This is a genomic window from Paraburkholderia strydomiana, assembly GCF_046030495.1.
In the GTDB taxonomy this organism is placed as follows: Bacteria; Pseudomonadota; Gammaproteobacteria; order Burkholderiales; family Burkholderiaceae; genus Paraburkholderia; species Paraburkholderia strydomiana_A.
Genome location: NZ_JAQQCJ010000018.1, coordinates 24801 through 41815, shown reverse-complemented (window position 1 = coordinate 41815; position 17015 = coordinate 24801). Strand labels below are relative to the sequence as shown.

At 63.3% G+C, this 17015-nt stretch carries 15 protein-coding genes; 6 read left to right on the top strand and 9 right to left on the bottom strand.

Annotated features, from left to right (window positions below):
- Nucleotides 1–409: 409 nt before the first annotated feature.
- From PQQ53_RS23015 to PQQ53_RS23000, 4 genes are all read right to left on the bottom strand, one after another.
- Nucleotides 410–760, bottom strand: coding sequence for a ribbon-helix-helix domain-containing protein (locus PQQ53_RS23015; protein WP_408326355.1), 351 nt, complete (start codon nt 758–760; stop codon nt 410–412).
- A 151-nt stretch (nt 761–911) separates the two neighbouring features.
- On the bottom strand, nt 912–2498 hold the full coding sequence (locus tag PQQ53_RS23010) for a GMC family oxidoreductase (RefSeq protein WP_408157556.1): 1587 nt from the start codon (nt 2496–2498) through the stop codon (nt 912–914).
- A gap of 80 nt (nt 2499–2578) precedes the next feature.
- On the bottom strand, nt 2579–3262 hold the full coding sequence (locus tag PQQ53_RS23005) for a twin-arginine translocation signal domain-containing protein (RefSeq protein WP_408145112.1): 684 nt from the start codon (nt 3260–3262) through the stop codon (nt 2579–2581).
- Nucleotides 3263–3373: 111 nt separating this feature from the next.
- On the bottom strand, nt 3374–3772 hold the full coding sequence (locus PQQ53_RS23000; protein ID WP_408326353.1) for a VOC family protein: 399 nt from the start codon (nt 3770–3772) through the stop codon (nt 3374–3376).
- Nucleotides 3773–4131: 359 nt separating this feature from the next.
- On the opposite strand from PQQ53_RS23000, the gene PQQ53_RS22995 reads away from it, so the two are divergent.
- Complete coding sequence (locus PQQ53_RS22995; RefSeq protein WP_408145108.1) at nt 4132–4542, top strand: PTH2-like family protein; 411 nt, start codon at nt 4132–4134, stop codon at nt 4540–4542.
- 33 nt (nt 4543–4575) lie between these two features.
- Here the strand turns inward: PQQ53_RS22995 and PQQ53_RS22990 are convergent, their stop codons facing one another.
- From PQQ53_RS22990 to PQQ53_RS22980, 3 genes are read right to left on the bottom strand one after another with little or no spacing between them, the layout of a single operon-like run.
- Entirely contained in the window at nt 4576–5100 is a 525-nt protein-coding gene (locus PQQ53_RS22990) for an Lrp/AsnC family transcriptional regulator (protein WP_408157550.1), read from the bottom strand.
- Between the two features lie 6 nt (nt 5101–5106).
- Nucleotides 5107–6768 (bottom strand): acyl-CoA synthetase, encoded by a 1662-nt coding sequence (locus PQQ53_RS22985; protein WP_408326350.1) that lies wholly within the window; start codon nt 6766–6768, stop codon nt 5107–5109.
- 48 nt (nt 6769–6816) lie between these two features.
- The gene (locus tag PQQ53_RS22980; RefSeq protein WP_408326347.1) at nt 6817–7755 is read right to left on the bottom strand and encodes an SDR family oxidoreductase; all 939 of its coding nucleotides are present in this window, start codon (nt 7753–7755) and stop codon (nt 6817–6819) included.
- Between the two features lie 177 nt (nt 7756–7932).
- Here PQQ53_RS22980 and PQQ53_RS22975 point away from each other — a divergent pair, with 177 nt between their 5' ends.
- Both PQQ53_RS22975 and PQQ53_RS22970 read left to right on the top strand, forming a co-directional pair.
- On the top strand, nt 7933–8637 hold the full coding sequence (locus PQQ53_RS22975; protein ID WP_408326344.1) for a TetR/AcrR family transcriptional regulator: 705 nt from the start codon (nt 7933–7935) through the stop codon (nt 8635–8637).
- 254 nt (nt 8638–8891) lie between these two features.
- Nucleotides 8892–9758 (top strand): hypothetical protein, encoded by an 867-nt coding sequence (locus PQQ53_RS22970; RefSeq protein ID WP_408145098.1) that lies wholly within the window; start codon nt 8892–8894, stop codon nt 9756–9758.
- 164 nt (nt 9759–9922) lie between these two features.
- Here PQQ53_RS22970 and PQQ53_RS22965 read toward each other — a convergent pair whose 3' ends face one another.
- Nucleotides 9923–10831: a LysR family transcriptional regulator gene (locus PQQ53_RS22965; RefSeq protein WP_408326341.1), complete on the bottom strand. Its 909-nt coding sequence runs from the start codon at nt 10829–10831 to the stop codon at nt 9923–9925.
- A 150-nt stretch (nt 10832–10981) separates the two neighbouring features.
- Between PQQ53_RS22965 and PQQ53_RS22960 the strand changes: the two genes are divergently transcribed.
- From PQQ53_RS22960 to PQQ53_RS22950, 3 genes are all read left to right on the top strand, one after another.
- On the top strand, nt 10982–13108 hold the full coding sequence (locus tag PQQ53_RS22960; protein WP_408326338.1) for a 3-hydroxyacyl-CoA dehydrogenase NAD-binding domain-containing protein: 2127 nt from the start codon (nt 10982–10984) through the stop codon (nt 13106–13108).
- Nucleotides 13109–13188: 80 nt separating this feature from the next.
- Nucleotides 13189–14397 (top strand): acyl-CoA dehydrogenase family protein, encoded by a 1209-nt coding sequence (locus PQQ53_RS22955; RefSeq protein WP_408157538.1) that lies wholly within the window; start codon nt 13189–13191, stop codon nt 14395–14397.
- 12 nt (nt 14398–14409) lie between these two features.
- Nucleotides 14410–15549, top strand: a complete 1140-nt coding sequence (locus PQQ53_RS22950; RefSeq protein WP_408326336.1) for an acyl-CoA dehydrogenase family protein — start codon at nt 14410–14412, stop codon at nt 15547–15549.
- A gap of 366 nt (nt 15550–15915) precedes the next feature.
- On the opposite strand, the gene serC is transcribed toward PQQ53_RS22950, so the two are convergent.
- Entirely contained in the window at nt 15916–17010 is a 1095-nt protein-coding gene (serC, locus tag PQQ53_RS22945; RefSeq protein WP_408145090.1) for a 3-phosphoserine/phosphohydroxythreonine transaminase, read from the bottom strand.
- Nucleotides 17011–17015 lie beyond the last annotated feature (5 nt).

The following is a 17015-nucleotide window of genomic DNA, read 5'->3' as shown; positions in this document are numbered from 1 at the left end:
TGTTAAGGCACGCAGTAGAAGTGGATGTCGGCAGAAGCTGCTCTACGACGCGAGAGGAGCAAGCAGTCGATCATTCCACATTGTGGGATTATCGGTCGGACTGTACGCCGGGCTTAGGGTAGAGCGGCGCATCACGTGGCAAATGAGGAATAAGAACTGCGAAGCACTGATTCAGTTGCCGGTGGGCAACCATGACGTCGGGCATCAGATTCGTATCCGGATCGACACTCAATGACTCTCTGGATGCCTGTTCCACCGAGCGGTGAGCGACCTCGCCCGAAAACTCGCCACGTCGTCGCCGCGTCCGGATTGCGCTTTCGTGTCGAGTGCTGCTTGCGCTCCTGCCTTACCCACAGGACGTTTTCTGTCTTCCGGTATCCGCGCCTGAATTCAACCGCCGGCTTCCACCTCAAACGGTCTTCAGAATTCTCGGCCGTGCCTCATTCACCACGGCCGGCAAGCCAGGCGGCGTGTCGCCAGTACTCGCCCCCTTCTCTGTGCGCATCGACAGATAGCGCAGACAGCACACCCGCAAAAACGACGCAAAATTGGTGGGCATCTCGCCACGCAACGCGATCAGTTCGTCATACAGCTTCACGGCGAACTGACTGGTCGTCAGGTTTTCGCGCGCGGCGATTTCGCACAGCACGTCCCAGAACAGATTCTCGAGCCGCACCGTCGTGATCACGCCGTGAATCCGCAGCGAACGGGTGCGCGATTCATAGAGGATCGGATCGGCGTTGATGTAAATCCCACACATGGCCTGCACTCCCGGTTTGGCGGCGAACATGCCGTGGCGTGTTTCACTGCTTCACTGCGCCACGGCATGCGGCCCGACTGCGTCAACTTACGCCGGCATCCGTCGCCCGACAATCTGGTCGAACCCGCATGCGGCCCCACGGTTTGCACGCTCACACCGCGCGCTTGCCCATCTGCGACGCGATGTGATCGGCCTGGCGGATCGCCAGCGTAACGATCGTCATCGTCGGGTTTTCGGCCGCGCCGGTGGTGAACTGGCTGCCGTCCGCGATGAACAGGTTCGACACCTCGTGCGTCTGGCCGAAGCGATTGCACACGCCGTCTTCGGCTCGCGCGCTCATGCGCGCTGTGCCGAGGTTATGCGTGGACGGATACGGCGGCACGCGATACACCGTCTTCGCGCCGGCGGCCTCGTACACCGCCGTGCCCTGTTTGAACGCATGCTCGCGCATCGCTTCGTCGTTCGGGTGATCGTCGAAATGCACGTTGGGAACCGGCAGTCCGTACTGGTCCTTCACGTCCGCATTCAAGGTCACGCGATTGGTCTCGCGCGGCATGTCCTCGCCGACGATCCACATACCCGCCGTGTACGCGTACTGGTCCATCGCCTGGGCGAACTTCGGCCCCCACGCGCCGGGGTCGAGAAAGGCCGCGTAAAACGGCAGTCCGAGCGAGATGGTCTCCATGTGATAGCCCCCCGCGAAACCGCGCTGCGGGTTGAACACCGCTTCGTCCTCGATGATGCCGGCCATCGTGGTGCCCTTGAACATGTCCACCTGATCGTTGAACACCGCATACACCGAACCCGTGGTGTGGCGCATGTAATTGCGGCCCACCTGCCCCGAGCCGTTCGCGAGACCTTGCGGAAATTTGCTCGAATGCGAGTTCAGCAGTAGACGCGGCGTCTCGATCGCATTACCGGCCACCGCGACGATGCGCGCCTTTTGCCGCTGCAATTTGCCGTTGGCGTCGTAGTAGAGCACCTCTTTCGCCTTACCGCGCGCGTCGGTTTCGATTCGCACGACATGCGCCTGGGTGCGCAACTCCATATGCTTCGTGGCCTGCGCGCGCGGCAACTCGGTATAGAGCGTCGACCACTTCGCACCGGTGCGGCAGCCCTGAAAACAGAAGCCGCGCTGGAAGCAATGCGCGCGATCGTCACGCACTACGCTATTGATCGCCATGTGCCCGGTATTGCATTCCTTGTAGCCGACTTTCATCGCGCCGGCCGACATCACCCTGAAGTTGTTGTTGCCCGGCAAGCCCGGCAGACCCTCAGTGCGCGTCACGCCCATCTTCTTCTCCGCGCGATCGTAGTACGGATCGAGTTCTTCGCGCGTGAGCGGCCAGTCGAGCAGGCTGGCGTCCTTGATGTCGCCGTAGGTGGTCCTCGCCTTGAATTCGTACGGTTTGATGCGCAAGCTCGCACCGGCCCAGTGCGTGGTGGTGCCGCCGACGGTCTTGCAGATCCATGCGGGTAGATTCGGAAAATCCTTGGCGACTCGCCAGGTGCCCGACGTGGTGCGTTTGTCGAGCCACGACAGCATCTGGAACGAGCCCCATTCGTCGGTCGTGAAATCGGCCTGCGTATGCAGCTTGCCCGCTTCCAGCACCACGACGTCAATACCCTTCTGCGCGAGTTCGTTGGCGAGCGTGCCGCCGCCCGCCCCCGAACCGATGATCACGACGACCTTGTCGTCGTTGTGCGAAAAACGCACCTTGTTGTTGTCCTGATCCATATCCTGTCTCCGCTGTCGGCAGCAGCAAGTGCTTCAGCACTTGCTCCGGGCCCATGCAAGATGGTTGCTGTCGTGATTGATTAGCTATCCGTAGGGATCGGCCCACTCGCGCCCGGCGGCGGATCGGGCAACCACGAGAGGCTGTTGAAACCCTTGTTCAGATAACCGCCGTCGCCCGCCGATGCGCCGTAGCCGAAATGGGCGTACGCCATCGTGTTGCTGTACAGCGAGACCACCGCCGTGCTGCGCACCGTGTTGAAAAACGGCGAACCCGCGAGCGCCGCGACATCCTCCGCCTGCGCGGCGGGCTTGCGCGTGAGCCAGTTCGAACCGGCCTGCGCGTCGAGCTGTTTGACGCCGTCGGCAAGTTGCTGGCGCACCGCCGGATCGGCCTTGGCTTTCGCGTCGAGGTCCTTGACCACCAGCGCGTAGACCGCGTTGTCGAGCGTCGCGTGCGGATAGAGTTGGCGCGTGAACGCGAGGATCACTTCGCCCTGGTGCGTGTCGAGCCCCTGCAGTTCGAGCGCCCACGCACGGCTCGGCGCGAGCGTCGACAGAACCGACGAGAACGCGAGCGTGCCCATCAGCACGCCGGTGCCTTTGAGCAGTTCGCGCCGCGTGAGCGGAATGCGCAGTGCCGCGGCGCCAGCCTGCGTCGCGCGTTGCTCGTGATCGTGATCGTGTTCATGGGGATGCTCGTGCCGATGGCGATGCGCGGGACGCGCGTGATCGGACGCGACGATCGGGATGACCGTTGACTTCATGTTTGTCTCCTGTCGACCCGAGTTGGCCCTTTAGCGCCTCACTCGGGTCCCATGCAAATGGTTGTTGTGGGGTACACCAACTGCGCGCGGCGGCCGCCTCGCTGACTTTTACTATTGATAGTGGCCGTAGCGTTCAAGCACTTCGATCTTGTAACCGTCCGGATCCTGAATGAAAAAATAGCGCGCCAGCAACTCGCCATTGTCGTGATGAAATTCGCGCAGATCGTTGGGCGTCATGCCCAGATCGATCAACCGCTGACGCTCGCTTTTCGCATCGTCGACACAGACCGCGACGTGACCATAGCCGTCACCATGCGAATACGGTTCGGCGCGGCCTTTATTCCAGGTCAGCTCGATCTCGGCGTCGGCTTCGTCGTTGCGCAAATAAACGAGCGTGAATTCCGGAAAGTCGAGCCGGTGCGATACGTCGAAATTGAAAGCCGTTTGATAGAACTGTAGCGAACGCGTCAGGTCCTGCACGCGGATCATCGTGTGGATGAGTCTGGCCATCGCTGTCCCCTCCTGTGTGAATCCAGTTTAGGAGGCCGCGCACGCGAGTGGTAATGCACGGCTAAATCGGGCCAGGGACTTGCCCTATGTTGCAAGCGCGTCGACTGCACGGACTTCGTTCGCAAGCGAGCGGTGCAACTGGCGATGCACGCGCTGCCGGCGGCAGGTTGCGTTGCAGCACCCGACCTGGATCAAGCCGGCTCGTGCCGAACCCTATCAGGCAAAACCCGACATCGGCGCCGCGCTAACGCGAGTTCGTCGAAGCCTATTCGTTTTTGCCGCGCGCCCATCCCCACGCGCGGCGATTTTCCATAAGATTCGACTGTGGAGTCTCTCTTGAACATGGAGCGTAGTGCGTAATGGAATTCGATACGAAAGTCGCGATCATCGTGCTGGACGATCTCGCCGTGTGGCAAAAACTCAATGTCACCGCCTTTCTCGCCACCGGCATCGCCGGCGCCGCGCCCGAGGCGCTCGGCCAGCCGTACGAGGACGCGGCCGGGCGCCGGCATGCGCGGCTGCTCGGCCAGCCGATGATGGTGTATCAGGCGGACAACGCGGGTTTGCTGCGCGCGTTTCGCCAGGGCATCGAGCGCGAACTGACGCGCGCCGTGTACGTGAGAGCGATGTTCTCCACCGGACACGACGAAGCGAACCGCGAGGCGTTTCGCGCCGAGCCCGCCGACGCGCCTGATCTCGTCGGACTCGCGGTGCGGGGGCCGAAGAAAGCGGTCGACAAGGCCGTCAAGGGTCTTACGCTGCATGCGTGAGCCATGCCTGAGCTGCAGGCTTCAGTCACCGCGCTACAGGTCCGGGCTCGGGCCGCGCTCCAGATACGTGGTCAGCGCGATATAGCTGCGCGTGCCGGTGAAGCCTTCTATCGCGTGAATGCGCGCGAGCAGTTGTTCGAGCGATTGAGTGTCACGCGTGCGCACTTTCAGCAGCATCGCGCTCTCGCCCGTCACCGTATGAATCTCCTCGACGTCCGATAGCTCTTCTAGCGCGAGCAGTTGCCGCGTGACGGCCCAACTCGTCGTATCGACGTGCACGAACGCAAGCAGCGGCCGGTTCAGTTTGGCGGCGTCGAGTGCGGCGACGGTGCCCTTGATCACGCCTTCCCGCTTCAGACGCCGGGCGCGTTCGTGAACCGCGGGGGCAGACAAAAACAGCAGCTTGCCGAGTTCCGCGTACGTGCGCGTGGCGTCTTCGGCGAGCAGCGCGAGCAGCTTGCGGTCGGTATCGTCGAGTGCGGCGGCGGACGGTTGCAAGGCGGACGTCCTCGATGTTCTGGCGGTTCGGGTGGAGGGTCGGCGAGCGTTCGTGGTCATCGGGTTTCAGGTTTTTGCAGCAGGGTCGTCCGCTTGCGGCGCGAGTCCTGCACGCAGCGCCTTGCGGATGACCTTGCCGGTGGCGGTCAACGGCAGGCTGTCGACGAAGCGGATTTCGCGTGGATATTCATGCGCGGCGAGGCGCGTCTTGACGTGCTGCTGAATCTCACGCACGAGCGCGGCGTCGCCGACGAAACCCGGCTTCAACACCACGAACGCCATCACGATTTCGGTGCGCTCGCGATCCGGTGCGCCGATCACGGCCGCCATCGACACCGCGGGATGACGCAGCAGCGAATCTTCGATCGACGTGGGGCCGATCCGATAACCGGCGCTCGTAATCACGTCGTCGTCACGGCCCACGAAACGGATGAAGCCGTCCGCGTCGCGCGTGCCGAGGTCGCCGGTCAGCAGAAACTTGCCGCGGAATTTCTCGCGCGTCGCCGCTTCGTTGCGCCAGTAGCCAAGGAACATCACCGGATCGGGCGCGGCCACCGCGATATCGCCGATTGCGCCCGGCGGCAATTCGTCGCCGTTCGCATCGACGATCGCGACGTGATGCCCCGGCACCGCCCGGCCGATCGCGCCGAAGCGCGGCTCGAACAGTGCCGCGCACGACGACACCACGACGTTGCATTCGGTCTGCCCATAAAACTCGTTGATCGTCACGCCAAGCGCCGCGCGGCCCCAGCCGATCAACTCCTCGCCGAGCGATTCGCCGCCGCTCGCCACCGAGCGCAACGCGAGATGCCAGCGCTCCGGATGGTCGACGCCGCGCATCATTTTCAGCGCGGTCGGCGGCAGGAAAGTATGCGAGACCGCGTGGCGCGCCATCAGATCGAACGCGGCCTCGCCGTCGAATTTCGCAAAGCGGCGCGCGAGCACCGCGACGCCGTGATGCCACGACGGCAGCAGCACGTCGAACAGCCCGCCGATCCATGCCCAGTCCGCCGGCGTCCACATCAGCGTGGCGTGCGCGGGAAAGCCCTGTTGCGACATCTCGACGCCGGGCAGATGCCCCAGCAACACGCGATGCCCATGCAACGCGCCCTTCGGTTTGCCGGTCGTACCCGACGTGTAGATGATGACCGCGGGATCGTCCGCGCCGGTGTCGACCGGCGTGAAGTCGGGGGACGCATGCTTCAGCGCCTGCCAGAACGAACGCACGGGCGCGGACGGGTCCGCGTGATCCTGCTCGATATCGACGCTGAAGACGTTGCGTAACTCGGGCAGCGCAGCGCGAATCTCGTCGACTTTCTGCACGCCCGCGTGATCGGTGATCAACGCCACCGCGCCGCTGTCGCCGAGACGATGTTCGATCGCGTCGACGCCGAAGAGCGCGAACAGCGGCACGGCCACCATGCCCGCCTTGTATGCGGCGAGGTGCGCGATGGCCGTCTCGATCGATTGCGACAGGAAGATGCCGATCCGGTCGCCGCGTTGCGCGCCGCTTGCCTGCAATGCGTTCGCGAAGCGGTCGGACAAGGTCTTCAATTCGTCGAACGTGTAGCGCGTGGCGCGGCCGTCGGCGTCTTCGACGATCAGCGCAAGACGGTCCGAGCCGTCGGCCCATTTATCGCAGACGTCGACGCCGATGTTGTAGCGCGGCGCAATACGCCACGCGAAATTCGCCGTTAGCGAGTCGTAGGTCTGGCCTTCGAGGTTCATCGTGTCTCCTTCGTGTCGCCGTCGGTTGGCGCTCGGTTGGCGTGGCGCCTATGCGTGCGGCTCGACCGGGTCCTGCAAACCCGTCGGCGGTTCATAGCGCGGAAAACCGTTGTATTCGATCGTACGTTCCGCTCGCGCCAATGGCCACGAATGCCGCGCGTTCGGCACGCCGCCGTCGACGCGAATCACCGTACCGTTGATGAACGCCGACGCTTCCGAGAGCAGAAACACAGCTGCGCTGGCGAGTTCGGATTCGGTGCCGAAGCGTTGTAGCGGCACCTTGTGTTTCAGCGTGCGCAGCAGCGCCTGGTAATCCTCATGGTAGCTGTCCATACCGCCCGATGCGATCCAGCCAGGCGCGACGGCATTGACCCGCACGCCCGCATGGCCCCACTCGCAGGCGGCGGTTTCCGTGAAATTCCATACACCCGCGCGCGCCGCGCCCGAGTGGCCCATGCCGGGCATGCCGCCCCAGATGTCGGCGAGCATGTTCACGATCGCGCCACCGTGATGCTGCATCCATTGGGTATAGCACTCGCGCGACATCAGAAAGGTGCCGTGCAGGTTGTTGCGCACGACCGCGTCCCATCCATTCAACGAAATCTTTTCCAGCGGCGCCGGAAACTGGCCGCCGGCGCAATTGAACAGACCGTCGATGCGCCCCGATTCCGCGATGACCGAGGCGATCGTTTCGCGGACCTGCGCTTCGTTACGGATGTCGCACGGATAGATTCTGTGATCGCCGGCGACGGCCGGATGGTCCGCCGCCAATTCGGCTTGCACCGCTTTCAGTTTGTCTTCGCTGCGGCCGATCAACGCCAGCCTCGCTCCCAACGACGCGAGTTCGTGCGCGGTGCAACGACCTAGTCCGCTGCCCGCGCCGGTGACGACGATCACCTGGCCGCCGAACAGGCCCTCCCGAAAGACGGAACGGTAGCCATTCAATGAAGATGGCGGCGATGAGGTGCGCTGCGAAGCTGTCGGCATGCGAGCTGTCTCCTTCATGTGCTGCTTTTGAATTTTTTGAGTTTAGCTCAAGTTATTAAGACGTGCAGTTCACCGCCTTTATTTTTTAGAACTTTTTCGCAGCCACTTTCCCGATTAAACACATTGAGCTAGACTCAACTAAACTTCCGCTCCACCCGTGATGACATCATTGCCTCGATGAACACGTCCGCCGTTTCCCGTCGCGTGCCAGTGCAGGCGCGCTCCGAGCAGCGCCTCAAGGCGATTCTCGAGGCAGCCCGGCTCGTGTTTTCCGAAGTCGGCTATGCGGGCGCCACCATGACGGAAATCGCGCGGCGCGTGGGGGTATCCGAGGCGACGATCTTCACTTACTTCGCGAGCAAGCGCGATCTGTGCGTTCGCGTACTCGGCAACTGGTACGACGAGATCATCGCGCAGGTGGAAAGTGAACTGCCCTTGATTGCCGGTACGCGCAGCAAGTTCGCGTACCTCGTGCGCACACACCTCTACCGCCTGACCGTCGACGGAACCGGACTGTGCGCGTTGATTCTTTCTGAAGGGCGCGAGAAAGACGACAAGTTCGGCGACGTGATCGTCGAATTGCAGCGCCGCTATACCGCGCCGATGATGAGCGTGCTCGCCGAAGGCGCGGCGAATGGCGACGTCCGCGCCGACATGCCGCTCGGGCTCCTGCGCTCCGCCATCTACGGTCCGATGGAGCACGTGCTTTGGGATGCCGTACGCAAAGAAAAAGCCGTCAATATCGAAACGACCGCTGCTTCTCTTGCCGAACTGCTGTGGCAGGGACTCGTGCCGCCGGATGCACGGCGCGGCGCGCTGCAGCAACTGCGCAGCGATATCGTCGGAGCGGTGAAGCGATTCGAAGCGGCGGTGTCTAAGTAGCGCTGCGGCGCGTCCGTGCATCGTTCATCACATCGGGTGAATGAGGCGCCGTGGGCATGCCCGCTTCGCGCAATGCCGCGCAGGCACGCCAACCTCGACGTTTCGCGCCAACTCGTGTGCGATTACGGCCTTTTGTGCGTGGCGGCCACCCGGTTGGCCTAATATCCGTGGATGTAGCTGTGCCAGGCTCCATACGCTCGCTCGAAACGTATGACGCCTGGCCCCTCACACCGCGCGGTCTTCCCGGATACCTTATGAGCAGAGCACGGTTTGCATCGTTTTGGCACGGTCCCGAACTATCGCCGTATGAAGTAGCGTGTCTGAACTCGTTCACGGCCTATGGCGCCGAGGTCGCGCTATACAGTTACGAGGACATCGCCAATCTGCCCGTCGGCGTAATCGCCAAAGATGCCGGCACGATTCTGCCGCCCGACGCGCTGAATGATTTTCCCATTCACGGCGTGCCCTCGATGGCGCATTTCACGGACTACTTCCGCTTCGTGATGTTCACGAAGACCGACGAAATCTGGATCGACACCGACATGGTGCTGCTGCGCGATTTCGATCTCGACATACCGGGCAATCTGATCGGCAGGGAGACGTCCACCAGCATCTGCACGGCGCTGCTGCGCCTCGATCCCAACGACGCCCGTCTGCACGACCTGATCACACGGGTCGAAGCAATGAAGAGGACCAACCTCAGCTGGGGCGACACAGGGCCGCGTCTGTTGACCGCCGTCTATGGCGTGAAGGCCGGTTTGCCGGAAAGCCTTTTCTACCCCGTGCATTTCGACGACTACTACAAGGTGTTTCTGCCCCAGTACCTCGAAGAATGCTCGACGCTGTGCACCGACGCTTACACGCTGCACCTCTGGAACAATCGTGTCGTCAAGATGGGGCTGTTCAAGCGGATTGGACCACCCGTCGGCTCGTTCCTGCATCAGGTGTTCGCCAGAACCGGCGCGAACAGCTTGTTCCGCGAGTTCTATCCGGCCAACGTGATGCAAACGATGATCGACAACACGGTGCAGAAAGTCGGACGCGACGAAGGCGTACGCAAGCTTCTGCAGATCGGCGTCCCGTTGGTGAAGACGGCGATCGGGCGCAGACTCGGGGTGTGAGCGCCAGCGCGTGCGCGCAGCGCTTTTCTGCTTGTCTGGCAGGCCGGCGTGACGCGTGTCAGCGCAGGCCAAAGGCACACCCCGGTCGAGTGCGCGGCCTGGCGCACGCTGCGCAAGAATTCCCCCCCAATTCCCACCACGGCACCCCGACAACACGCGGGCGATCACGCCACCACGCCCCGCCCCGTGCCACGCGCCTGCTGCAAGACGAACTCGATAAAAGTCGCGGCTGCGCGCGTGTGATGCCGGTTCGGCATGTAAAGCATGTACATGTGCGTGCCGAAGATGCTCAGGCGCCACTCGTCGAGCGCGGTCACTACGTCGCCGCGTTTCAGATCGTCCTGCACGACGTAGTCGGGCACGAGTCCCACGCCCAAACCGGCGAGCACCGCCTGACGCAGAAACAGAAAGTTCTCGGAGATGATCGCCGGCTCCAGCAGCACCTCGTGCCGCTCGTCGCGCAGATAAGCGGCGACGCGCAATTGTCTGCCGACCACGGCCGCCGTGATGAGCGGCGCGGTGCGCAGATCGTCCAGTTTCGCGGGCATGCCGTGCGCTTGCGCGAACGCCGGCGAGGCGCACGCGACGTAGCTCACCGGCCCCATGTCGCGCGCGACCAGATTTTGCGGCGGCTCCGACATGACCCGCACGGCGATATCGACTTCGTCGCGCATCAGGTCCTCGACGCGGTTCTCGAACATCACGTCCAGCACGATGCCGGGATAAAGCCGCTTGAACGCGATCAGCCAGTCGGACATCACGAGCTGGCCGTAGCCGCTCGGCACGCTGAGCCGCACACGCCCCTGCAGGCTCTGCCCGAGCGTCGCGACCGACTCGCGCGCGGCGAGCAGCGCGTTCTGGATCGTGCGGCCATGTTCGTATAGCTGCAACCCGATTTCGGTCGGCTCGACCCGGCGCGTGGTGCGTCTGACCAGTTGCAGCCCGATCGAGCGCTCCAGTTGATTCAGGTGATAACTCACGTTCGCGCGGCTCATTTTCAGCCGGCGCGCGGCTTCGCTCAGGTTGCCGGCGTCGAGAATGTCCACCAGCAAGGTCAGGGAGTTGACGTCCATCACGGCGCCTTTGTCAAAATAATTTTGACAGTCTGTCAATCGTCCATGCGATTGTCAATGAACCTTGACCACTCCACAATCGGGACAATTCGCCAGACCCGGCATGCCCCCAATGCCCCCAATGCCCGATAACAGTCAGGAGACGACACCATGACCCTCAACCCTTCGGCCGACGCCAACCTCGTCATGCGCGAATTGCGCGGCAAGGTGCTGCTCGTGACCATCGACCATGCACCGGTCAACGCGCTGTCCGCCGACGTGCGGCGCGGCCTGCTCGCCGCAATCGAAGCGGCGGATGCCGACAAGTCCATTGAAGCCGTGCTGATAGTCGGCGCGGGGCGTAATTTCATCGCCGGTGCGGATATTCGCGAGTTCGGCAAGCCGCCGGTGCCGCCGTCGCTGCCCGACGTGTGCAACCGAATCGAAGCGTGCACGAAGCCGGTCGTCGCCGCGATTCATGGCGCGGTGCTCGGCGGCGGCCTCGAAGTGGCGCTCGCCGCGCACTACCGGATCGCGGTGGACGGCGCGAAGCTCGGCCTGCCCGAAGTGCAGCTCGGTCTGCTGCCGGGCGCGGGCGGAACGCAACGCACACCGCGCCTGATCGGCGCGGCCGCCGCGCTCGATCTGATCCTCAGCGGCCGGCATGCGGGCGCGAAGGAAGCGCTCGCAATGGGTCTCGTCGACCGGGTCGGCAGCAGCGGCGACATCCTCGCCGAAGGGCTCGCGTACACGCACGAACTGCTGGCCGCGCACGCGCCGGTACGCCGCACGCGCGACGCCAGGGCACTCGCCGATCGCGCCGCGAGCCTCGCAGCCGTCGCGACGGCGCGCGCGGACACCGCGAAGAAGTCGCGCGGCCTGTTCTCACCGCTGAAAATCGTCGAGGCAGTCGAGGCGGCAATCGACCAGCCCTTCGACGACGGCCTGCGACTCGAACGCAAACTGTTCCTGCAATGTATCGACAGCCCGCAGCGCGCCGGTCTGATTCACGCGTTCTTTGCCGAGCGCGAAGTGCTGAAGGCGCCCGAGACGCGCGACGCGAAACCGCGCGCGCTCGATGCGATCGGCGTGGTGGGCGGCGGCACGATGGGCGCGGGCATCGCGGTCGCGGTGCTTGACGCGGGTCTGCCGGTGACGATGATCGAACGTGACGATGCGTCGCTCGCGCGCGGTCGCGCGCACATCGAAAAAGTCTACGACGGCCTGATCGCCAAGGGCCGTCTGAGCGCGGAGCAGAAGGCGCAGATCATGACGCGCTGGAGCGGCAGCACGTCATACGATGCGCTCGCCGGCGCCGACCTCGTGATCGAAGCCGTGTTCGAAGACCTCGCGGTGAAACAGGCCGTGTTCGCCGAACTCGATCGCGTGTGCAAAGCGGGCGCGGTGCTCGCGACCAACACGTCCTATCTCGACATCGACGCGCTCGCGGCCAGCATCTCGCGTCCCGCCGACGTCATCGGCCTGCACTTCTTCTCGCCTGCCAACATCATGAAGCTGCTGGAAGTGGTGGTGCCGAGGCAGGTCAGCGCCGACGTGGTCGCCACCGCGTTCGAGCTTGCGAAGAAGCTGCGCAAGACGCCGGTGCGCGCGGGCGTGTGCGACGGCTTCATCGGCAACCGCGTGCTCGCCGTATACCGCAGCGCCGCCGACGCGATGATGGAAGACGGCGCGTCGCCGTATCAGATCGACGCCGCGGTGCGTGCGTTCGGCTTTCCGATGGGCCCGTTCCAGGTGGTCGACCTCGCGGGCGGCGACATCGGCTGGGCCACGCGCAAGCGGCGCGCGGCCACCCGCAACCCCGCCGCGCGCTACGTGCAGATCGCCGACCGCCTGTGCGAGCGCAGCTGGTTCGGTCAGAAGACTGGCCGTGGCTTTTATCTGTACCCCGAAGGATCGCGCAGCGGCACGCCCGATCCGGAAGTCGAAGCGATCATCGACGCTGAGCGCGTGCGCGCCGGCATCACGCCACGCACCTTCACCGACGAGGAGATCGTGCGCCGCTACATGGCCGCGATGATCAACGAAGGCGCCAACGTCGTGCACGAAGGCATCGCGCTGCGGCCTTTGGATATCGACGTGACCTTCCTGTACGGCTACGGTTTTCCACGCTATCGCGGCGGTCCGATGAAATACGCGGACATGGTCGGTCTGCCGAAGATTCTTGCCGACATCCGCGAGTTCGCTAAAGAAGACCCGCTGTTCTGGCGAGCGTCGCCGCTTCTGATCGACCTCGTGGAACGCGACGCCGATTTCGCGAGCCTGAATCAGTCGGCTTGAGCCGGCCTGTCATTCGACGCAGGCGGGCCGGTGCCATACTCGCCGCACCGGCACGCTCAATCTCTACGGAACAACCCGCCATGGACCTGAACTTCACCCCTGAAGAAGAAGCCTTCCGCGCCGACGTGCAGGCCTTCCTGCGCGACCGCCTTCCGCAACGCCTCGCCGACAAGGTGCACGGCGGGCGCCGCCTCACGCGCGACGACATGGCCGAATGGCACGCGATTCTGAATGCGCAAGGCTGGCTCGCCAATCACTGGCCGAAGGCACACGGCGGCCCCGGCTGGAACGCGGTGCAGAAGTTCATCTTCGAAAACGAATGCGCGCTGGCCGGCGCGCCGCGCGTGGTGCCATTCGGCGTCAACATGCTCGGACCGGTGCTGATCAGATACGGCAGCGAAGCGCAGAAGCAATACTGGCTGCCGCGTATTCTCGATGGCTCCGACTGGTGGTGCCAGGGCTACTCGGAGCCGGGCGCGGGCTCGGATCTCGCGTCGGTGAAGACCACGGCGGTACGCGGCTCGGATGCGCAAGGTGAGCACTACATCGTCAACGGCCAGAAGACGTGGACCACGCTCGGCCATTACGCGAACATGATCTTCTGCCTCGTGCGCACCGCGACCGATGTGCGCAAACAGGAAGGCATCAGTTTCCTGCTGATCGACATGAACACGCCGGGCGTCGAAGTGCGTCCGATCATCACGCTCGACGGCGAGCACGAAGTCAACGAAGTGTTTTTCACCGACGTGCGCGTGCCGGCTGCGAACCTCGTCGGCGAAGAGAACAAGGGCTGGACCTACGCGAAATATCTGCTCACCTATGAGCGCACGAATATCGCGGGCGTCGGCTTCTCGGTGGCCGCGTTCAACCGGCTGCGCAAGATCGCCGCGAAGCAGCTGCGCAACGGCAAGCCTCTCGCGCAAGATCCCGCGTTCGCGGCGCGCATGGCGCGCGTCGAGATCGATCTGGAGAACATGAAGACCACCAACCTGCGCGTCATCGCGGCAGTGGCGGGCGGCGGCGTGCCCGGCGCGGAAAGTTCGATGCTGAAGATTCGCGGCACCGAGATCCGTCAGGAAATCTCGTCGCTCACGCGTCGTGCGATGGGCGCGTACGCGCAGCCGTTCGTCGAGGAAGCGCTGCACGATGGGTTCGACGGCGTGCCGGTCGGCCCCGACGAAGCCGCGAGTGCTGCTTCGCTTTACTTCAACAATCGCAAGCTGTCGATCTTCGGCGGTTCGAATGAAATCCAGAAGAACATCATTTCCAAAATGATCCTGGGACTGTAAGAGGCACACGTCATGAACTTCCAGCACACCGAAGACCGCCGCATGCTGGCGGATACGTTGAACCGTTTCGTCAGCGAACAATATGGCTTCGAGACGCGCGACCGGATCGCGTGCTCGGCGCAAGGTTTCAGTACGGAACTGTGGGGCCGTTTTGCGGAACTCGGCATGATCGGCGCGCTGTTCGATGAAGTGAACGGCGGTTACGGCGGCGGCGGCTTCGACATCGCCGTCGTGTTCGAGAGCCTCGGCCGGGGCCTCGTGGTCGAGCCGTTTCTCGATACGCTGATCGTCGGCCGGGCCGTCGCGAAAAGCGGCAACGATGCGCAGCAAGCCATGCTCGGCGAGTTGATCGACGGCTCGCGGATCGTCGCGCTGGCGCACGGCGAACCGGATTCTCACTACGAGCTGGCCCGCGTGACGACGCGCGCGCAGCGCGGCGGCGATAGCCACGGCGCGTGGCAAGTGAATGGTGCGAAAGCGGTGGTGCAGCACGGCGAACACGCTTCTGTGTTTCTCGTATCGGCACGCACGAGCGGCGCCGACGATGCGGAAGATGGCATTTCGCTCTTTCTGGTGCCTCGCGACGCGGCGGGCGTCAGCGTGCGCGGCTATCGCAAGATCGATGGCGGGCGCGCAGCCGAAGTCACGTTCGACAACGTCACGCTCGGCGACGATGCGGTGCTCGGCGTGGCAGGTGAAGGCTTCGAGATACTCGAATACGCGATTGGTTGCGGCGTACTCGCGTTGTGCTCGGAAGCAGTCGGCGCGATGGATGTCGCGAAGGACCACACGCTCGACTATCTGCGCACGCGCAAGCAGTTCGGCGTGCCGATCGGCAGCTTCCAGGCGTTGCAGCATCGGATGGCCGATTTGCTGCTCGAAATCGAACAGGCCCGCTCGGCGGTGATCAATGCGGCCGCCGCACTTGACGGCGAGCGCCGGGGGCGCGAGCGTGCGCTATCGGCGGCGAAGTACAGCATCGGCAGGATCGGCGCGCTAGTTGCCGAGGAATGCATTCAGCTGCATGGCGGGATCGGTATGACGTGGGAACTGCCGCTCGCTCATTATGCGAAGCGCCTCGTGATGATCGATCATCAGCTGGGGGATGAGGATCATCATCTTGAGAGGTTTGTGGCGCTGGGGGCGGAGTGAGGGTTGTGGCTGTGTGAGAGATGCGTAAGGGGGGCGCGCGCGGTGTGCGCGGCTTTTTTTGCTAACGACGACGCATACGAAAAAGGCCTCACAAGCAATGCTTGTGAGGCCTTGATTTCTTTGGCCGGGGCGAGAGGATCAGATATCTGCCCGCATGTTGACGCTGGCATGCCCCCTCGTCCCAGCATAACGGTCGTCCGACAGCGGCAATCGCGGGCGGCTGCTGTGACATCGACGAACGCGTACTTGCGACCCGCTTCTGCCGTTCGACCCGGCGGCTACCTCGAAGGCAGCTTTCAGGGAGTGCCGCCGTCATTCACGCGTTCGAATCGCACTCCAGGTTAACGTGAGAAGAGCTCTTGCTGTTCAAGCCCGTTCCAGACTGAATTCCGTTAGTGCATTTGCCAGAATGTTCACGGCCTGCTCCGTCACGGCGTTGTAAAGAGACGCCCGCAAACCGCCAATTGAACGGTGCCCTTCCAGTCCAATGATGCCCCGCTCACGAGCCACCTCGATAAACGCATCGTCGAGCCGCGAATCGCCGAACGTGAAAGCCACGTTCATCTGCGAACGCCAGCGCCTGTCCGCGTGAATCGTCACGCCCCCCTCCAGGGCGTCCAGCGTGTCATATAGCCGTCGCGCCTTTCTTTCATTAATGCTTTGCATCGCGTGCAGACCGCCAACATCGAAGCGCAGCCAGCGCGTAATCAACGTCAGCACATAGATCGCAAACACGGGCGGCGTGTTGTAGTTGGAACCATGCGATACATGAGTGCGAAAATCGAGGATTGCCGGCAAACCATCGGGGACGCGTTCAAGAAGCGAACGCTTGATTACCGCTACCGTCACCCCGGCCGGCCCCAGATTCTTCTGGGCATGGGCATAGATCATCGAATAGGCGTCCGGCCGGATGGGCTTCGACAGAAAATCGGACGACATGTCCGCAATCAGCGGTACCTGCGTCGCCGCTTCGCAAACCGGGAATTGCAAGCCTTCCACGGTCTCGTTCGACACATAATGCAGATAAGCGGCGGAGCTGGAGATATCCAGTTGATCGAGATTGGGCAATTGGCGGTAGCCCGTCGCGCGGCCGTCCCATGCAACTTTTGTCCTGGTGACCTTTGCAGCCTCCGATGTCGCCCGCCCGCTCCAGTAGCCGGACGTCACATATTCGGGCGGCGCGAATCCTTCCCCGGCAAAGTTCATCGGGACCATCGCGAACTGCAGACTACTGCCTCCCTGCTGGAAGGTAATGGCGTAGTCGTCGGAGATGCCAAGCAGAACGCGCAAATTCAATTCGGCTTCGTTCAGTATCGAGCGGAACCACTCTGAACGATGGCTCATGCCGAGTACGGAAATGCCAGTTTCCGGCAACGCGTCGATCGCGACGCGCGTCTGCTCCAGGACCGTTTCGGGGAGCGCTCCGGGACCACCGGAAAAATTCAAAGCATTGGACTTCACTATGC